Here is an 18,038-nt window from a genome sequence, read left to right on the forward strand (position 1 = left end):
CAGAGATCTGCTCCCTGCAGATCGGGCAATTATATCATAACGCTTCGCTTTTATGATATAATAAACGCAAAACGTTCATTGTATTTTATTGCCCTTGCAGATACGCAGATCAGAGATCTGCTCCCTGCAGATCGGGCAATTTTATCATAACGCTTCGCTCTTATGATAAAATAACATATATTGGTTCACTGTGTCCCGATGGGACAATAAAGTGTATATGGAGGGAAAAAGATGAAAAACTTCTGGAAAAAGACAGCATCAGGACTTCTTGCACTGCTTATAGTTGCGGGAGCTTCTCCTGCGGCAGCAGTCATAAAGTCATTTGAATCATCAGCTTTAACTGCTCATGCCGAGGGCAGCATAGAAGAGGATTACAATTTTACGGTAAATGAGGACGGCTCCACCGTTACTATCACAAAGTGGACAGGCTCAGGCAGCGAGGTGGAGGTCCCCGAAACACTGGACGGCAAGACTGTAACGGTGATAGGTACGTGGGCTTTCGCACAGATTGAGAGCATCACAAAGGTGACTCTGCCCGATACTGTCACAGAGATCGGAGACAGCGCATTCAACGGCTGTACTGCACTTGCAGATGTGGTTCTGCCGTCAGGGCTTAAAAAAATAGGCAGTACTGCTTTCGGAAGCTGCGGAATAACTGAGATCACTATTCCTGACGGCGTGGAGTCCATCGGCGGCAACGCCTTTTCAAGCTGTGCTCAGCTGGCTGATGTTACTATCCCCGCAAGCGTTACTACTATAGGCGAAAGTGCTTTCCGTGATACAGCATGGCTGAATGCAAAAAAGGCGGAAGATCCGCTTGTTATCGTAAATGATATCGTTATTGACGGAACAGCCTGCACAGGCAGCGTCACCATTCCCGAAAGTGTTGTATGCATCGGTGATATGGCATTCGCGAACTGCCGCACATTAACCGGAGTTTATGTTCCGGGAAGCGTAAAGAGCATCGGTGCAAGTGCTTTTACCTCTTGTTCTTCGCTGAAGGATATCACTATAAATGACGGAGTTGAAAGTATCGGTCCTGATGCCTTCAGGGAATGCAGCCGTCTTACCAGAGTGACCATTCCGGACAGCGTTGAGAGCATTGGCGGAAGTGCATTTTTCACCTGTGATAAGCTGGAATATGTAAAGCTTCCCAAGAGTCTTACCAAAATCAGCAACTCAATGTTCGTTGGCTGTTCTGCATTGAAATATGTAAACATTCCCGACAATGTCAAGGAGATAGAGGTACGAGCATTTGCTGCCTGTACGTCTTTGACAAAGCTCACTATTCCCGACGGAACAGAGAGCATAGGCATGTATGCGTTCATGAACTGTACGGGTCTTAAAATGGTAAATATTCCCGAAAGCGTAATATCCATCAGTTTCTCTGCATTTGCCAATTGCCGCAATGTGCTCATCAGAGGCGAGGCAGAATCCTACGCAGCGGAGTATTCGACCATGTACGTTGGGAATTTCATCGACACAGAGACAGCCGATGCGGAGATAAACGGTGTTTCTCTCTCCCTCAGCGATGATCTGGGACTTAACTTCGTGGTAGGTGCTGCAACAGCCGAGAATAAGGACAATTACAGCATCAAGCTCTCAGGCGAGTGTGCAGAGGACGGAAAGACGCTTCCCCTTACTGCCAAGACTGTGGGCGGCGAGACAGTATACTGTGCAACCGCAAGCCTTACTGCAAACAATATGCAGGAGCTCATTACTGCTGAGCTCTACAAGGGCGATGTGCTCATAGATACGGTAAAGTATGACATCCGCTCATACCTGAAAGAGCTGGAAGAGACACGCAGTGCCGAGGGCGCTTCCGATGCAGAGCTGAATATGTATTCTTCAGCACTTACCTATGGCTATGCGGCTGAGAACTATTTCAACGGCGCTTCAAACGATCTCAGCAGCCTTGATACTGCAGGTGCGGTAGTCAAGAGCCAGAAGAACATCGACGATCTGTATACAGTGCAGAATACAAGTCAGTATTATACCTCAAATCCCCTTTATAGGCATGATAACGAGGACGCTAAGTTCACACTGATCCTCGACAGCAAGATGGCAGTCCGTGTCTATGTAAAGGGCATGGCAGCAGGTACAAATGATCTGACAGGAAAGCTCACGTCCGTTGCAGGTACAAAGGGCGGTGCGGATTATCCGTCATATTTCGAGATAAAGGACCTTTCACCCCTTGAGCTTGGCAAAGACCAGACCATTAAGGCAGGTGGCAAGACCTATCAGTTCTGTCCTCTTGTATGGGCTTACCGTATGCTCTCTAACAGCAATGCAGACGTCAAGAACAGGCGTATGGCAGAGGCTGTGGCAAATTATGCATATGCCGCTTACCGGTACAAGAACGCATAAGTTTAATAATACTAAAGGAGAATAGCAATGGAAAAATATACAGCTCCCGAGATGGAGATCATCGAGTTCGAGTCAGAGGACGTTATCACCACAAGCGGTCCCGAGACAGATATTGCTTAAATAACCGCAAAAAACAGATTACCGAGCCTTAAACAGTGGGCTCGGTAATTTTTTACAGCGTTATCCATAGATCAGAACAGTATGATGAACGAAAAATACTCAATATCATCGTTTTTCAGCCGGCTTTGTGAACGGGTGAGCTGAAAAATTTTTTTCGGAGAATGTGACACACGGCGACTGTGACTTGAATGTTGTTTATGAAAGTATTTATCCCAACAGATCACTTTGATCACATCAGGAGGAAAGCCATGACAGGAAATGAATACTGTGCGCTGCACAGGCAATCTGCGGATAAAGCGTACAACGCTTTGTTTGAGAACTACTGCGATTACGTTTACGCTATCGTTTTCAACAAGCTCAGGAGCACTGCTTCCCGTGAAGATATAGAGGAATGTGTGAGCGATATCTTTGCTGACATTTTTTTCGGCTATGACCTGAACAGCAGCTATAACGGCGATATGAAGGGCTATGTGGGAACAGTTGCAAAGCGCAGAGCCATCAATGCCTATCACAGTCTCACTGCAAGGTCGGGACACTTCTCGGGAGAGTCTGACGATTATCTTGCAGCAGTCAGCTCAGACTCGGATATCGAAGCCGACCACGACAAGCAGGAGACGAGAACACTGCTGCTCCGCACGATAAATGAGCTCGGTGAACCCGATTCCACCATAATTTTACAGAAATACTACTACGACCGCACATCGGGGGAGATAGCTGAGCTTCTGTCCATGAAAGCCTCAGCGGTCAGAATGCGTGCGGCAAGAGCTCTCGATAAGCTGAAGACCTCACTGTCAGCTGTCGGTATCACACTATAAGCAAGGAGATGCGTGCTATGAAAGAGAAAAGAGAATTTGAGATACTTGAAAATGCAGACGATAAGAACATAGATCTCCTTGCGAAAGTACCGGTGCTGACAAGGGATGAAAAAGACAGAATGCTCAGAATGAGCAGGGATAAGCTGAATGAGCGGACAAAAGCCGCCGATACAGAGGAGCAGGTCAGCGGAGTTGAACGTTACAGCCGTCCGAAATGGCACAGATTTGTTTCCATAGCTGCCTGTGCCGCTCTTGTTGCAGGTCTTGCAGGCACGGCGGTTTACCTCAGCAGAGGCAAAAAGCCTGCCGTTGACGATCCCGTGTCAGAGATAACTATACCTGCCGATGAGATAACATCGGAGGATACGGATAAACTTGACGTGATACTGAAGGATCTGATCGGCGGTCTGAACGAGCTTGAGCTTATCACCGACGGCGGCGGAGTCGAGGTAGACGAAAGTGACAGGCTGACAAGCGATGAGATCAGTCCCGATTATTCGTATTACCGAGTTACCGATGAGCGTTTTTCAACAGTTGACGATGTTGTGGGATACTTCAGAAATTATTCTTCAGAGCAGATGTTTGATTACCGTTATGCTATGGAGATTTACGGTAACTCAGGGAATCCGCTTTTTATGGAGTCAGACGGCGGCCTGTATTTTAATAAGGATGATGCCGCTGAGGAGCGTGCGAGGAGTTACAGCATAGGCAGCAGCGCCGAGGATATCGAGGCGGTATACTCCGATATAGGAGCGTACGGCATCTATGATAAAGCTATCGGATTTTCGGTTCCTGCGTATATGTGTGAATACCCGTGCAGACTGGACGGTAAACTGATACTTGAGGGCGGCAGCTGGAAGATAGAGGAGTATTCTGTGGATTATCTCCTCGATGAGGCTGCGAACAATGTCATAGTAAGCTCACTTCTTTTCAAGCTCGAGGAATTCGATATGGCTTACACAGGCCCCGGTGTTGAGGTGGATGAGTCGGACCTCAGGTTAACTACGAATGAGGGCGGAGTGAAGCGGGATTATTACAGAGTAACCGATCAGCGCTTCGGAAGCTTATCTGATGTTAAGGACTACTTTGACGATTATTTTACCGAGGATTATTTATCGATCAACAGCTCTCTTTGGGAGGGATACGGTCAGAAGTTCATTGAGGCAGACGGCGTTCTGTGCTATGAAAGAGCAAACACCAACGTTAAGTATACCTACATCAGCGAACCTGTTATTGAGAACGCTGATGAAACAAGCTTCGATATCCGTATTGTCAGGGAGCGTTATCCCGAGGGCTTTACTGAAAGCATGAGTATAAGATGTGTGCTTTACGATAACAGATGGAGGATACTGTGGGCTACCGCAGATAATTCTGCATGGCACGAAACCGATTATCTGTCACTGTCTGCTGATGCACTGAAGTCGTTCTTTGAGATCGAGGCGGTAGTTTACGGCAATACTCTTGGTTATTCCGACGAACCGCTCGTAAAGAACGAGTCAGGCAATGAGCTGACCTACAAAGAGGTCATATCGGACAAATACAGCTCGGTGAGCGATATCATGAACTATATAAGCGATAACTGCTGTGATGAGCTGCTTGCACATTATGAAAAGGATCTGTACGTTGACGGTGCAGCACGTTATATCGAGGAGGACGGCAAGCTCTATGCGCTTGATGTGGAAAGACCATTTGACAAGGCGCTGGGAGCTGTGTCGGATTATGAGACCCTCGACGAGACAGAGGAGGACTTTACTATTCGCGTAACACCTTCCCATGAAGATGCGTTTTATATAAACGTGAAGAATGTTGACGGCGAGTGGAAGCTCTCAGGCTGCTCAAAGTATTAATAGCATTAAAAGCTCCTTACATTAAGGGCGGTACTCTTATAGAAGTTTTACAAGTGATATTGAGGAAAACCCTTTTGAAAAAGGGCTCTTCCTCAAACTCCTTTCCTAAAACTTTCAGCATTAAATTTAGCCCCAACAGGGCGCTCTCAGTATTATTACTGATTTTCACATCTTGTGTGGAGCGCCCTGTAGGGGCTAAATTCAGTTATAAAGTCTTTGGAAAAGGGGGTATGGGGTGACTCCCCACAGTGTGGGGAGATGTCACGCAGTGACAGAGGGGACCGCCTCCGTCAGAGGAAGAACTTTTCCTCAGAAAGGTTTTTCCCCCAATAATTACATATAAGCTGCTATATTAGTGCCGCCCTCAGAGTAAGGAGCTTTTTGTATATTCATCCCGTTAGTTTTTAAGGTGGTCTTTTCTGTATTTAGCAGGGGAGACACAGGCATATTTCAGAAACACCCGCGAGAAGTGAGAATAATCGGTATATCCGCACTTTTCGGATATCTCCACGGCAGAGAGGTCGTTTTTGCTCAGCAGCTGCTTTGCCAGCTCCATGCGGCTGGTCAGTATATCCTTGGTGCAGGAAACGCCGTAGCGCTGCTTATACAGTCTCTGGAAATGGGCGACGGAGAGATTGAGCTTTTCAGCGATAGCAGGAATAGTCCAGTCATATGACGGAGAGTCGTATATCTGCTGGCGCACGGAGTCAAGCTCGCTGTCGTAGTGGGTCTGTACTCTGTGTTTCGGAGAATAGGCGCTTTTTATCTGAAGCATTATAGCGGTCATCAGGCAGCGTATGACCGCTTCTTTTTCGGTATCATCCGACTCATAGATGTCTCTGCATATCCTTATAAGCTCCGAGACGGAGTCCGTGGGAAGCTTTACCGGCACATTGAACTCCATGCCGAGGCTGTCCAGAAAGTCCTTATCGCCTTCCTCCAGCTCAAATCTTATCCAGTCGTCAGCGTATTCCTCACCGGCACCGTGGAGCGAATGGGGAAAGCAGCTTGAAGTAAGGAAGGCAGTATTTGATTCCGCGTTGTATTCCGTCTCGCCCATGATGATACGGGCTTTTGACCGTACAAGTATGAGCTGCATACCGTGTACTCCGTTGGGACGTTCAATATTGAAATCGGCAGGATGGGTCCAGTGCCAGCCTATCATATTTATACGCATGATGCTCCTCCTTTCCACAGTAGTTTTCTTATTATAATTATACGTTAAAGCTTTTGGATTGTCAAATAAAAATGATTGAAAAACACAATTTTATGCTGAAAATGTTCATTGTCTTATCCGCGGTCTGATGTTATGATATTGTTATCGGAACAGACCGTGATCCAGGGGAATATTAAAATTATCAAGGAGGATGAGCATTATGAAACACTCAAAAAGGCTGACAGCAGCGGCTGCAGCCCTGACAATGGCGGCTTCGGCAGTAAATTCTCTCGGAGTACCTGTGGCAGCTGATGCTGCATACGGCGTGGGAGGCAACGGGAAGGCGGTAATGGAGTACCTCGACAGGGGCATCTATGCTGTCAGGAGCGGCAGCGGAATGTTCGTGAGCTGGCGCTGGAACGCCGATGATGCAGACGATGCCGAGTTCAGGCTCTACCGTGATGACAAGCTTATCTACACAAGCAAAAAGGGCGATGCCACAAGCTATCAGGACAACGGCGGCGGAACGGGTTCGCAGTACCGTGTTGACTGTGTGGAGGGCGGAAAGGTGACCTCCTCGGAGAAGTGCAGGTTCAACTCGGGCACCAACTACTTCGACATAAAGCTTGACCGCCCCGGAAGTCAGTATTCGCCCAATGACTGTGTTGTGGGAGATGTGGACGGCGACGGACAGTATGAGATATTCCTGAAGTGGGACCCGTCCAACTCCAAGGACAACTCTCAGGAGGGAAAGACCGACGATGTTCTCATTGACTGCTACACCCTTGAGGGAAAAAAGCTCTGGCGTATAAACTTGGGAAAGAATATCAGAGCAGGTCAGCACTATACACAGATGTGCGTTGCGGACTTTGACTGCGACGGAAAGGCTGAGCTCATCACAAAGACCGCTGACGGGACCACCGACGGCAGGGGAAAGGTCATAGGCGACGGCAGCAAGGATTACCGCAACGGAAAGGGATATATCCTCAGCGGTCCAGAGTATATGACTCTCTTTGACGGAAAGACAGGCGCAGCGCTGGATACCATAGATTTTCCCGTACCCAGAGGCAAGGTGAGCGACTGGGGCGACAACTACGGCAACCGCGTTGACCGCATGAACAGCGGTATCGCCTATCTTGACGGAGTCCACCCCTCTGCCATATACGGCAGAGGATACTATACCAGACTTACATGGTCCGCAATAGACGTCAGGGACAAGAAACTGGTGAAAAGGTGGGTATTCGATACCGGAAACAACAAGTCCGCTGCAGGCTGGGGCTGCGGCAACCATAATGTAATGGCAGCCGACTGTGACAATGACGGTAAGCAGGAGATATTCACGGGAGCAAGCTGCATCGACGATAACGGAAAGCTCCTCTGGACATCGGGAGACCTGCACGGTGACGCTATGCACGTCGGTGACCTTATCCCCGACCGCGAGGGACTTGAGGTATGGCAGTGCCATGAGGACAAGCCCTACGGCGAGACCTGCTATGACGCAAAAACAGGCAAGAGGGTATTCCATATCAGCTTCACCAAGGACACGGGGCGCTGTGCAGCCGACAATATCTGGGCAGGCAATAAGGGCGCTGAGTTCTGGGGAGCTGCCGACGGTAACGTATATGACTCGGCAGGAAAGAAGATAGGCGGCACCAAGCCTGCACAGAACTTCTTCATCTACTGGGACGGCGACCTTGAGCGCGAGATACTTGACGGGAACAAGATATCAAAGATGACGGGAGCAAACAAGATAGACCGCATATTTACGGCAAACGGCTGCGGCTCCAACAACAGCTCAAAGTCGGTGCCCTGCATGACGGCTGACCTTTTCGGCGACTGGCGTGAGGAGCTCATCATGAGAACGGACGACAACAGCAAGCTCCGTATCTGGTGTACCACAGATACTACAAAGGTGCGCCTGACTACTCTCATGCACGATATGCAGTACCGCGCACAGAACTGCTGTCAGCAGTCCGCATACAATCAGCCTCCCCATGTGAGCTATTACCTCGGAAGCGATGCTCCCCTTCCTGCAAGACCCAAGGTGCTGCTGAACAATACTCCCGACAGGACGGATATTCCCGTTGAGCCCATCGTGACCGAGCCTGTGACTACAACTCAGCCCGTGACTACAACTCAGACCGTGAGTGCGGAGCCTGTTGTAACGGGAAAGCCTGCCGCGGAGATAAAGGACGGAGAGATATACGCCTTCCGCAATGCGGACAGCGGACTTTATCTCGGAGTTGATGGCGGCAATGCGGAAAAGAACGCCAATATCTCCCAGTCCGCGGCTAAAGGACAGCAGAGCAGGTTCAGGGCTGTATCCGCAGGAAACGGTTACTTCTGCCTTGTATCCCTGCTGGATGAGGGAACGGACTACGCGATGGACGTTCACGCAAAAAAGACCGAGGACGGTACGAATATCGAGCTCTATACCCTTAATAACGGCGATAACCAGCAGTTCAGGTTCGTGGCTAACGGTGACGGTTCCTATAAGATAGCTGCAAAGATATCGGGGGACCGCTCCTGTGTCACCGTCAGCGGCAGTGACGGCAACGTATTCGAGCAGACCATTAACGGCAGCGGCGGACAGAACTGGTTTGCCGAGTCTGTTACAGTGCAGAGCGGCAGCACGGTATATGGTGATACCAACTGTGACGGTACAGTAGACCTTGCCGACGCCATACTCATTATGCAGGCGCTTTCAAATCCCGACAGATTCGGTGTAGACGGCACAGAGGAGCTTCACCTGACAGCTCAGGGCAGGATAAATGCAGACTGCTCGGGCGGCGGCGACGGAATGACCTCCAATGATGCCCTTGCGATACAGAATTACCTGCTTGGCAAGATGACCTCTCTCCCCGAAATATAATGTAAAACGAAAAGGACTTCAGACCCTGCGTGATCTGAAGTCCTTTTCTTCGTGTAAGGCTCAGTATAGCTTTGATCGTATCACCTGATAGGCTTGGTACAGTGGAACGTCCTCATCGGGGAGCCTTTTGTGCCTTCCCGTCAGAAAACCTGCGGCATTATCCGCTACCGTTGCCTTGTCGGTAAGCACTATTGCATCGCCGTTTTCAACGTCAATGGTCATACGCATACGAAACTCCGTGTATGTTGCGCCGCGGGAGGGGTGACGATATCGCTTGTATGGTTCGATGCGGACGTCGATGATATCGCTGAGAGCTATGGTATTCTTTTTCCGGAGGCGCTTTACGGTAATATCGCTGTCCTCTATGATAATTGAGGTCCCCACAGCCTGTTCGATGAAGTACAGCAGAGCGCAGACCAGTGCGGCTGCCATAAAGACCGTAGAAACGAAAATCAGGAACAGTGAAATAACTGAAAGGAACATAAATAAAAAGAATAGCAGCATAGCTGCAAGAGCTATGAACAGAACGGTTTTTGTCTCGTGCCTTATCCTGAATGTCATGACAGACGCCTCCTTTGGTTTTTTATGATTATACAGCCATATCACCGGTGTGTCAACAGTTTTTCGGTAAGATGCATATCCGCGAGGTAAGTTGCGTTTTTCGGGGGGTAAGTTGCATTGACAGTCAATTCTTATCTGTGTTATCATATATATGATACGAACAGGCTGTGTTCGCTTGCGGCAGCCGGGGAGCGGATCTGCTTTTATTTTTTCGCTCTGCCATTGAATATTATCACGGGATATGTTACAATGAAGTGAACATACAGCGAAGGAGCTGATCATGCGTGGATGAAAACAGAATAGAGATCACATGGTACGGCACAGCTTCCGTTCGGATCGCCAGCGGCAGTTCTCAGCTCCTTATAGACCCGTTTTTTCCGTTCCCTGACAGCAGGATAAAGGTGGCGGCGGACGCATTTGACGGCTGCCGTAATATACTTGTCTCACACGGACACTATGACCATATCGGCAGTATCGCCGAGATAGCACATAAGGACACGGCGGTCTGCTGCACACGTGCGCCCTATCAGTCGCTGCTGAAAAAGGGCGTCCCCAAGAAAAATCTCCGCCTTATAAGGGCAGGCTCGGTGTTTTCGGTGGGGAACTTCAGGATAACAGCCTATCAGGGCAAACACATACGCATGAACGCCTGCGACTGCGTGAGGACGCTGTGCAGCAGGCGGGTGATACAGAACCGCAGGGACCTTGTGGGAAAGGTCAGAAAGTTCACTTCCTGCCTTGAAAAGAAGGAGACCCTGTGCTATCTCATAGAAATCGGCGGCAGGCGCATACTCATACTGGGAAGCCTTGCACTGGCGGAGGATACGGATTATCCCAAGGGCGCTGATCTGGCGTTTTTCCCTTATCAGGGGTCGGACAGGCTGTGTGATATCGCAGCGGACATATATGGCAGGCTGAAGCCGAAAGCGGTCCTGCTGACGCACTTTGACGATACCTTTCCACCATTCAGCAAAAACATAGATACCTCGGATTTTGAGAGATACATGAAAGACCGTGCACCTGTATACAAGCTGCGGCACGGCGGCACACTCAGCATATGACACCGTAATAACCAAACTACAAAAGCGGAGGCAGATCATGAGAATTATAATCGAATCCCCTCAGGCGGGCGATGAAGATGTTGTGATCGTAAGGTGCGCGTCACCCGATCAGAGACTCATCTCCATGCTGCTTTCATATCAGACTGCGAATACAGAGCTGACAGGCTATATGGACGATAAGATAGTGCGGCTGAACTATCAGGACGTATACTATTTTGAGTCGAATGAGAACCGCGTTTTCGCATATTACCGTTCCGACGTCTATGAGGTCAAGTACAAGCTCTATGAGCTGGAGGAGCTTTTCGCACCTATGGATTTTGTACGATGTTCAAAGTCCATGATAGTCAACATGGAGAAAATAGATTACCTTTCACCGCTTTTCAGCGGCAAGCTGGAGGCTCATCTTAAAAACGGCGAAAAGGTAGTGATCTCAAGGCAGTATGTACACAGCCTGAAGGTCAAGCTCGGCATTGAGGAGGTCGAATGATGGTAAAGGAATTCTTTGTATCATTATTGCATTATTTTGTGGACATAACCACGGCTGTACTGATCGCAGCTGCTATATTCCTGACAGCGACGGGACAGCAGATGAACAGCATTATCCTGTGGGAGATACTGCTAAGCGGCTTTATAACCGCTCTCCCCTCGGCAGTACTGCTCTGCTTTGACACCAAAAGCGTCAGACTGTCGCTGATACTGTGGGGCATCCATTTTCTTGTGATATTCGGAGCAACGCTGCTGATGCTGAAGGCATTCGGCTGGTGCAGCATAACGCCGCTGTCGGTGCTGCTTACCTTCCTTGCGGTGGTGTGCATATATCTGTTCACCTGCTCTGTTCACTATCTTGTGGACAAAAAGCACGCTTCTGTAATGAACCAACAGCTCAAAAAGCGTTATTCAAATGCAGAACAGGATAAGTAAACCGAAAGATCGGAACAGTTGACTGTTGAGTGAGGTGACTGTAATGAAGTTCAGGATAAAACATATATCATCTCTGTACCGATGGGGGATAGTCCTTCCGTGGATAGTCATCATAGCGGCTCTGGCGATATTCCTTATCGTGGGGCTGGACGTTACATTTGTATTCCCCACGCTGGTACTGATACGTCTGACAGCAGTCTGCGGAATAGCCGAGGTGGTATTCATCTTTCTGTACATAGCCGAAAGGATATACGGTGCAAGGCTCATCATAAATGATGACCATGTGGTGATAAAGACCCTGCACAGACACAGGAAGCTTTACTATGCAGAGATAGAGGACGCAAAGTATTCCCACTATGAATGCACAAGAAGCTACCGCGAGCGCAAAGAGAGATCGGGCTCGCTGCTGTACAAGTACATGCAGGATGATGAGGAAACATGGACGCGGTCAAAGCTGACGTTTTATCTTACCTCCGGAAAGACCGTTACCGTTAATGATGAAGCGACCAACTATGAATGGAAGCGATCGAAATGGATAACCGATCCCGACCTTGACCCCGATGAGGACGTTGTACTTTATCAGGCATATCAGTGCTATCGCACCGCCTGCAGGGAGTACTGCAAGGTATTGGGGAACTATTGAGCGATATAGCTTGACTTTTACGCAATACGTGTATATAATAGGCATATAAACAATCGTGCATTTTTTATCTCAAACAGAATGGAGGAATTGACATGAAAAAAACACTGATATCACTGATGACAGCAGCTCTTATGATGGCATCTGCGGCACCTGTGCAGCTGATGGCAGCTGCCGCCGAGAACGACCGCGAGTCCATCATAGGCACACTTCCCGACTGGACGCCCACAAACTTCGCAGAAGCAATGAAGCTTTATAATGAGCACGGAAAATGCTATGTGGCTGATAATTATATCTGCATGATGAGGATCGTTCCACACTTCATGAAGAACGACTATAAGTTCGGCATCTCGGGCAGCATGGCGGATATAAATACTCCCGCAAGCGCAGGTCAGCAGTTCTTTGAGCTTGAGATACCGCAGAAGCCCGATCCAGATGACATCGACGCGGTAAATGCTTATAATGAGTACTGTGACAGCATAGGTCTGTATTCCCACGATTACAGCTTCTTTGAGCACTGGCAGGACTGCAAGACACGGGATGCCTTTGAGGTGGAGATGTTCCGTGTGATGCCGGGCGAGGACCTGACAGTCTTATGGCAGAACAAGAATAAAAAGAATGACGACGGTGAATACGTCACCACAAAGAAATTCAGCTTTGAAAACAAGGACGGAAATACTGTTGAGACCGACATTTACAGCTGGCTCCCCGACAGTGTTCCCGAGTACAATGATTTTGTCATGAAATACGGTGAGGTCTCGGTTCACGATGGCTATGTCGCATACTGGACCAACTACAACCCCAGCGCAGGTGCTTCCGTGAGAATGGAGCAGAGCGGCGAGGGCAGGATAGAGGAGTTCATGGAGTCACAGTGCGCCCTCTTTGAGCTTCAGCCCGTTGACGACACACCTATCTCCTCGGTTTTTGTCTATAAGCCTGTGGCTGACGGCATGGCAGATGTTGAGTGGAGGAGAGGCAGGACATTCTCGGATACCGAGCCTGTTGTATCCACAACAGGAAAATTCGAGATAAAGGACAACTGTTCTGTTGTGCTCAACTGGTCTCCCTACAGAAAGATCAATACACAGTTCTCTTTCATTGATGCGGACACGGGAGAGCTCATAGATATTCCCGATGATGACAGCCGCAATATATATCTTCTTGCCACCACGAAAGGCGTACCTGCAACAAGCAGGATATTTGATATTGCAACTAATCCATGTATAGTAGATGATGAAAATGCCTATTCGGAGAACTGGAGCTATGCCTTTGAATACGATTCACCTGCGGGTGCGTATGAAATTAATGATATTGAGCCTACATTGGAAACACCGGAATACAGAGAGGTCACCTGCAAGCTGAAATGGAGACCATATGGCGATGTGAACGGTGACAGAAGGCTTGCTGTTTCCGATCTGATACTGGTGCAGAGATGGCTCACAGGAGCTTCTGATGCAGAGCTCAAAAATTGGGAAGCCGCAGATTACTGCCGCGATAACTGCATAAATTCTCTCGACCTCCCTGCTATGAGACGAGCGCTGCTGAAAAGTCTTTCTATGCCCGTATGGCCGGAAAAGCTCTCTACTACCCATGGTGAGTTAATTATAACAGGACCTGACAGAAAACTGTATGCAGGCCCCGGGACCGAGTATGAGGTATTGAAGACTGTTCCTAAGGGTACCAATCTCACGGAGTACGGCTATGATCCGAATTCTCCCGATTGGGTATATGCTGAGATAACAGAGAATGAAAGAGGCTGGATAAGAGTTAACTGTGACGGCGAGAGGAATATCGAATTTAAATATGAACTGATAGATAAGCCCGTTATTTATCTCTATCCCGAGGAGGAGACCGATGTTCATGTTGAACTTGAGCTTACCGAGTCCAGACTCTCAACAACATACCCCAGATATAACGGCGGCTGGGACGTTACCGCCTATCCCGACGGCTCGCTCCTTAACAAGGCTGACGGCACTCACCACAGATACCTTTTCTGGGACAGCGTGGACTGCACCACTAAGTTTGACCTGTCAAAGGGATTCTGTGTGGCTGGAGAGGATACCGAGAACTTCCTGAAGGAAAAGCTGACATATATGGGACTTACCGAGGATGAGATGAACGAATTCATCGTATACTGGCTGCCCAGAATGGAGCACAATGCGTACAATCTCATCACTTTCCAAGGCAAGGCATATACCGACACCGCAAAGCTTGACATAACTCCTGCGCCCGACAGTATGCTCCGCGTATTCATGGCATATAAGCCTCTTGAAGATTCCGTGGACATCGAGCCTCAGCAGCTTGAGACCTTTGAGAGAAAGGGCTTTACAGTTGTGGAGTGGGGCGGCACCGAGCTCAGCTGAGTCCATAAAAGCAAAAATAACTGAATAAGAATAGATCCCCGAAGCTGTCAGTGTGACGCTTCGGGGATCGTTTTATGTGTATGCTCATGCAGCTCTTACCGCTGCATATCTCTGTGATGAGAGCACCTTGTTCATCACAGCCTCGGGGGAGATATCTCCGCCAATGACCATGTCGAACACCGAGGGAGTATATCCCGATACCAGTGCTGCTCCTGTCTCGGAGCGGGTAACGGGCATTGCGTCGGAGCGGCTGTTCACGTTCCAGAATACCACATCGGACAGCTTGTAGCCGTAATTGCTGTACAGCTTTCTTACGGCGCGGAACAGTACCTCGTTGTTTCCGCCCGTTACGCAGTAGTCGAACTGCATATCCGAGATTATGTATATCTTCTTGGGCAGCTCTGACTGACGAACACGGTTGTTTATCGCCGTCTTCAGTATCAGCTTGAAAACTGCCTCCAGATCAGTGTTTGCTATCTCGTTGAAAGTTCGGCAGTACTGCGCCTTTTCAACGATGTCCTCGCCCTTTATCTCCACCAGACGGGGGTTCTCGGAGAAGGTTATGAAGTGGTTGGCGAATGCACCTGTGTTGTGCTCCGCGAAGTATATTCCCAGCGACAGTGCCGCATCTATGGGACGTATGCCTCCGCAGGTGCAGGTCATGGAGCCCGAGCCGTCCACTACTGCTATGGCGTTCTCGCGCCTTGAAGCTGTCAGGTCGGGCAGGCACTTCCATGCTGCGTCCAGTGACATACGCTCTGTATCGGAGATATTTCCCGCGAGTGCAGCTCTTATGATGTCATAGGGGTACAGTCTGCCTGCATTGAGATTTGCCTCGCCGCTGTGTACCTTGTTCAGGTATTCGGTGTAGCGCACATTGTCGTTGCGTATGAACGCACCTCTGTACTTGAACATGGCACATGAGGGCTGTACCTCATAGTCGAAGGTGTAGTCTCTCTCGCGCAGACGGTTCTCGATGATGTCGGTGTATCTTCTCAGAGCGGACAGAGTCTTTCTGTATTCCGCCTCGGACATACCCAGCAGTGCAGCCATTCGTCTGCCATTGTTCCTTGTCTCCTTTGAGGAGGTGTTCACCGAGGGCAGCCACTTAGCCAGCAGAGAAGCCTGTCTCTTTCTGTTCATGGCAGCCATATCTGCGTTGAGCTGAGTTCTTATGACCTCAGCGGCATCTCTCTCCAGAGGAGTTCCCAGCAGTACGCACAGGTCGTCAAATCTGCCGTACTCCGAGAACAGGTGTATATTCTTTCTGACAGCCTCGGGAGCTGTCTTTACCAGTGCGGATATAGCTGTGCGGAAGAATCGTCTCTCGCCCAGACCGCCTCTTGCGTCACGGGCGAAGAAAACTATCTTCATAGTCTTGTCGGGGTCCTCTGCGTAAGCGCGGTCCACCACTGCCTCTATCTCCTCGGCGGAGGCGTTTCTCATGGCGCCTGCCTTGAAGAACATATCCAGACAGAAGGACTCCGTTGAACGGTAAGCCATAGCGCCGTTCTCTGTGTATGTGTTATTTGCTTCCTTCTTCAGAAAATTCAGCATAGTTATTCTCCTTTCAGCGGGGAGCCCCCGCGGGCTTCCACGTTGACGCCCGCAAGCTCGCTCACTTATTGTAAAAATTCGCTTACGGTGATCGAAATGCAACGGTAGTTTTCAAGTCAGCATTTTATACCATACGTTTCCGCAGGGCAGGATTTGAACCTGCATTTGCCAATTTTTTATGCTGTTGCTGACTTAGTGTAAAATAAAACATTCGCCGCCCGTCACGGCTCGTCTTTTTACGCAGCGCTTTGACCCGAGGGAAAGCTCTCTGCGGCCCTTAAACGATTGCTGTGAGAGCCGTGGACGGCTGAAAACAAGACGCATTCTTTTTCATTGACAGTGAAAAAAACAGCTGCTGTGTGCGTCTTTGCAAGGCACTTCGTTTATCTTTTCATGATAAAAAACTATTGCTGTAAGTGCCTTTATATCCTTTTTTACTGCGGCAGAAGGCAAGCTCCCGCCGCTTTTATCAGCCCTTGATGACGCCTACCGTGAACAGTCTCTTGACTGGCTCGGTAAGGTCGGTCTGGTTTGCCATGACATCGCCGATGTCCTTGTATGCGAAACGTGACTCCTCAGCCACATCGGACTTGTTGTTCTTTGCGAGGACCACATTCTGCTCCTTTAAGTCCACCATTACGGACTCTACGGAGAATGTGTCCATTGCTGCTGTACGGGAGTAAGCTCTGCCTGCGCCGTGGGACGAGGACATGAAGCTGTCGGGGTTGCCCTTTCCGCGGACTATGTAGCTGTATGAGCCCATAGCTCCGGGGATTATGCCCATTTCTCCCTCACGGGCGCGTATAGCGCCCTTTCTGTGTACCCACACATTCCTGCCGAAGTGGTTCTCCAGAGCGGCATAGTTGTGGTGGCAGTTTATCTCCCCCGAAAATTCGGGAACGATGCCTGTGTGCTTGGTGATGTGCTTTGCGAATATATCCTTTACCTTTGAGAGCATTATTGCGCGGTTCTCATAGGCGAAGTCCATGCACAGCTGCATCCATGCCAGATAGCGCTTTCCCTCGTCGGTATCGGCAGGGAGGAAGGGCAGGTTCCATTCCGACGGAACCTGTGAGAACCATCTGTCGTTGAGCTCATGGGCTATCTTATTGAAGTACTGTCCCACGATATTTCCGAAGTGACGGCTTCCCGAGTGGAGCATGATACCGCACATCCCGTCATCGTCCTGCTGGATCTCGATGAAGTGGTTTCCGCCGCCGAGAGTGCCTGCCTGAAAGTAGCCCTCCTCAATCTGGGGAATGAGCTCCTTATCGGCTTCAAAGCGGCTCATTTCAGCCTTGGCGCGGTCCAGCACCTCAGAGTGCTGAGCTGTCTTGTAGTGTGCAAAGCCTGTGGGGATATTTCTGAGGATATCGCCGCAGATAGTCTGCACGAGGCTGCCGCTGCCCGTCATTGTCTCACGGAGCAGGGATACGGGGATATCGGTCTGGACGTATGCCATTCCGCAGCCGATATCAACTCCCACCGCATTGGGGATGACCACATTCTCGCAGGCGATGACGCCGCCTATGGGCATACCCTTTCCTGCGTGGGTGTCGGGCATAAGTGCTATCCACTTATGTGCGAAGGGGAGCTTCGCAAGGTGCTCCGCCTGGGCGAGACACTTCTCGCCCACAGCCTCTGCATCAGACTGCCATATCTTTATGGGGAGCATTTTTTCATTCTTCATGTAATGTACGAACATTTTCTTCACTTCTTTCCTTTAGCTTGACTCCAGTATACCACAGGAAACGGAAA

13 protein-coding genes are annotated in these 18,038 nt (G+C 49.4%); 9 read left to right on the plus strand and 4 right to left on the minus strand.

All coding sequences use genetic code 11. From position 1 onward, the window contains the following. Nucleotides 1-231 precede the first annotated feature (231 nt). The 3 genes from DSZ37_RS02470 (at nt 232) to DSZ37_RS02480 (ending at nt 5,149) form a co-directional block, all read left to right on the plus strand. Entirely contained in the window at nt 232-2,367 is a 2,136-nt protein-coding gene (locus DSZ37_RS02470; protein ID WP_109725389.1) for a leucine-rich repeat domain-containing protein, read from the plus strand. A gap of 368 nt (nt 2,368-2,735) precedes the next feature. Continuing rightward, nucleotides 2,736-3,302, plus strand: coding sequence for an RNA polymerase sigma factor (locus tag DSZ37_RS02475; protein WP_181380212.1), 567 nt, complete (start codon nt 2,736-2,738; stop codon nt 3,300-3,302). Nucleotides 3,303-3,319: 17 nt separating this feature from the next. Then, entirely contained in the window at nt 3,320-5,149 is a 1,830-nt protein-coding gene (locus DSZ37_RS02480) for a hypothetical protein (protein ID WP_109725391.1), read from the plus strand. Nucleotides 5,150-5,546: 397 nt separating this feature from the next. Here the strand turns inward: DSZ37_RS02480 and DSZ37_RS02485 are convergent, their stop codons facing one another. Further along, complete coding sequence (locus tag DSZ37_RS02485; protein ID WP_109725392.1) at nt 5,547-6,326, minus strand: AraC family transcriptional regulator; 780 nt, start codon at nt 6,324-6,326, stop codon at nt 5,547-5,549. A gap of 199 nt (nt 6,327-6,525) precedes the next feature. On the opposite strand from DSZ37_RS02485, the gene DSZ37_RS02490 reads away from it, so the two are divergent. Beyond that, a complete protein-coding gene (locus DSZ37_RS02490; protein WP_431768063.1) occupies nt 6,526-9,177 on the plus strand; it encodes an RICIN domain-containing protein in 2,652 nt (883 codons plus the stop codon). 60 nt (nt 9,178-9,237) lie between these two features. On the opposite strand, the gene DSZ37_RS02495 is transcribed toward DSZ37_RS02490, so the two are convergent. Next, complete coding sequence (locus tag DSZ37_RS02495) at nt 9,238-9,738, minus strand: hypothetical protein (RefSeq protein ID WP_109725394.1); 501 nt, start codon at nt 9,736-9,738, stop codon at nt 9,238-9,240. Between the two features lie 284 nt (nt 9,739-10,022). Between DSZ37_RS02495 and DSZ37_RS02500 the strand changes: the two genes are divergently transcribed. From DSZ37_RS02500 to DSZ37_RS02520, 5 genes are all read left to right on the plus strand, one after another. Beyond that, entirely contained in the window at nt 10,023-10,799 is a 777-nt protein-coding gene (locus DSZ37_RS02500) for an MBL fold metallo-hydrolase (RefSeq protein WP_109725395.1), read from the plus strand. 37 nt (nt 10,800-10,836) lie between these two features. Next, on the plus strand, nt 10,837-11,286 hold the full coding sequence (locus DSZ37_RS02505; RefSeq protein WP_109725396.1) for a LytTR family DNA-binding domain-containing protein: 450 nt from the start codon (nt 10,837-10,839) through the stop codon (nt 11,284-11,286). Continuing rightward, nucleotides 11,283-11,720: a DUF3021 family protein gene (locus DSZ37_RS02510; protein ID WP_242978551.1), complete on the plus strand. Its 438-nt coding sequence runs from the start codon at nt 11,283-11,285 to the stop codon at nt 11,718-11,720. The genes DSZ37_RS02505 and DSZ37_RS02510 overlap by 4 nt, the downstream gene beginning before the upstream one ends. A 43-nt stretch (nt 11,721-11,763) precedes the next feature. Beyond that, nucleotides 11,764-12,363 (plus strand): hypothetical protein, encoded by a 600-nt coding sequence (locus DSZ37_RS02515; RefSeq protein WP_109725398.1) that lies wholly within the window; start codon nt 11,764-11,766, stop codon nt 12,361-12,363. Between the two features lie 92 nt (nt 12,364-12,455). After that, a complete protein-coding gene (locus tag DSZ37_RS02520; protein ID WP_109725399.1) occupies nt 12,456-14,723 on the plus strand; it encodes a dockerin type I domain-containing protein in 2,268 nt (755 codons plus the stop codon). Nucleotides 14,724-14,807: 84 nt separating this feature from the next. Here DSZ37_RS02520 and DSZ37_RS02525 read toward each other — a convergent pair whose 3' ends face one another. Together DSZ37_RS02525 and DSZ37_RS02530 are read right to left on the minus strand one after the other, a co-directional pair. Then, on the minus strand, nt 14,808-16,280 hold the full coding sequence (locus DSZ37_RS02525) for a DUF2828 family protein (RefSeq protein WP_109725400.1): 1,473 nt from the start codon (nt 16,278-16,280) through the stop codon (nt 14,808-14,810). A gap of 469 nt (nt 16,281-16,749) precedes the next feature. After that, nucleotides 16,750-17,985 (minus strand): RtcB family protein, encoded by a 1,236-nt coding sequence (locus DSZ37_RS02530; protein WP_109725401.1) that lies wholly within the window; start codon nt 17,983-17,985, stop codon nt 16,750-16,752. Nucleotides 17,986-18,038 lie beyond the last annotated feature (53 nt).

The sequence above is a fragment of the Ruminococcus flavefaciens genome (assembly GCF_900116855.1).
Lineage (GTDB): Bacteria > Bacillota > Clostridia > Oscillospirales > Ruminococcaceae > Ruminococcus > Ruminococcus flavefaciens_R.

Coding starts and splice junctions, on each gene's coding strand:
- DSZ37_RS02470 (WP_109725389.1), top strand. CDS start 232: ATGAAAAACTTCTGGAAAAAGACAGCATCAGGACTTCTTGCACTGCTT.
- DSZ37_RS02475 (WP_181380212.1), top strand. CDS start 2,736: ATGACAGGAAATGAATACTGTGCGCTGCACAGGCAATCTGCGGATAAA.
- DSZ37_RS02480 (WP_109725391.1), top strand. CDS start 3,320: ATGAAAGAGAAAAGAGAATTTGAGATACTTGAAAATGCAGACGATAAG.
- DSZ37_RS02485 (WP_109725392.1), bottom strand. CDS start 6,326: ATGCGTATAAATATGATAGGCTGGCACTGGACCCATCCTGCCGATTTC.
- DSZ37_RS02490 (WP_431768063.1), top strand. CDS start 6,526: ATGAAACACTCAAAAAGGCTGACAGCAGCGGCTGCAGCCCTGACAATG.
- DSZ37_RS02495 (WP_109725394.1), bottom strand. CDS start 9,738: ATGACATTCAGGATAAGGCACGAGACAAAAACCGTTCTGTTCATAGCT.
- DSZ37_RS02505 (WP_109725396.1), top strand. CDS start 10,837: ATGAGAATTATAATCGAATCCCCTCAGGCGGGCGATGAAGATGTTGTG.
- DSZ37_RS02510 (WP_242978551.1), top strand. CDS start 11,283: ATGATGGTAAAGGAATTCTTTGTATCATTATTGCATTATTTTGTGGAC.
- DSZ37_RS02515 (WP_109725398.1), top strand. CDS start 11,764: ATGAAGTTCAGGATAAAACATATATCATCTCTGTACCGATGGGGGATA.
- DSZ37_RS02520 (WP_109725399.1), top strand. CDS start 12,456: ATGAAAAAAACACTGATATCACTGATGACAGCAGCTCTTATGATGGCA.
- DSZ37_RS02525 (WP_109725400.1), bottom strand. CDS start 16,280: ATGCTGAATTTTCTGAAGAAGGAAGCAAATAACACATACACAGAGAAC.
- DSZ37_RS02530 (WP_109725401.1), bottom strand. CDS start 17,985: ATGTTCGTACATTACATGAAGAATGAAAAAATGCTCCCCATAAAGATA.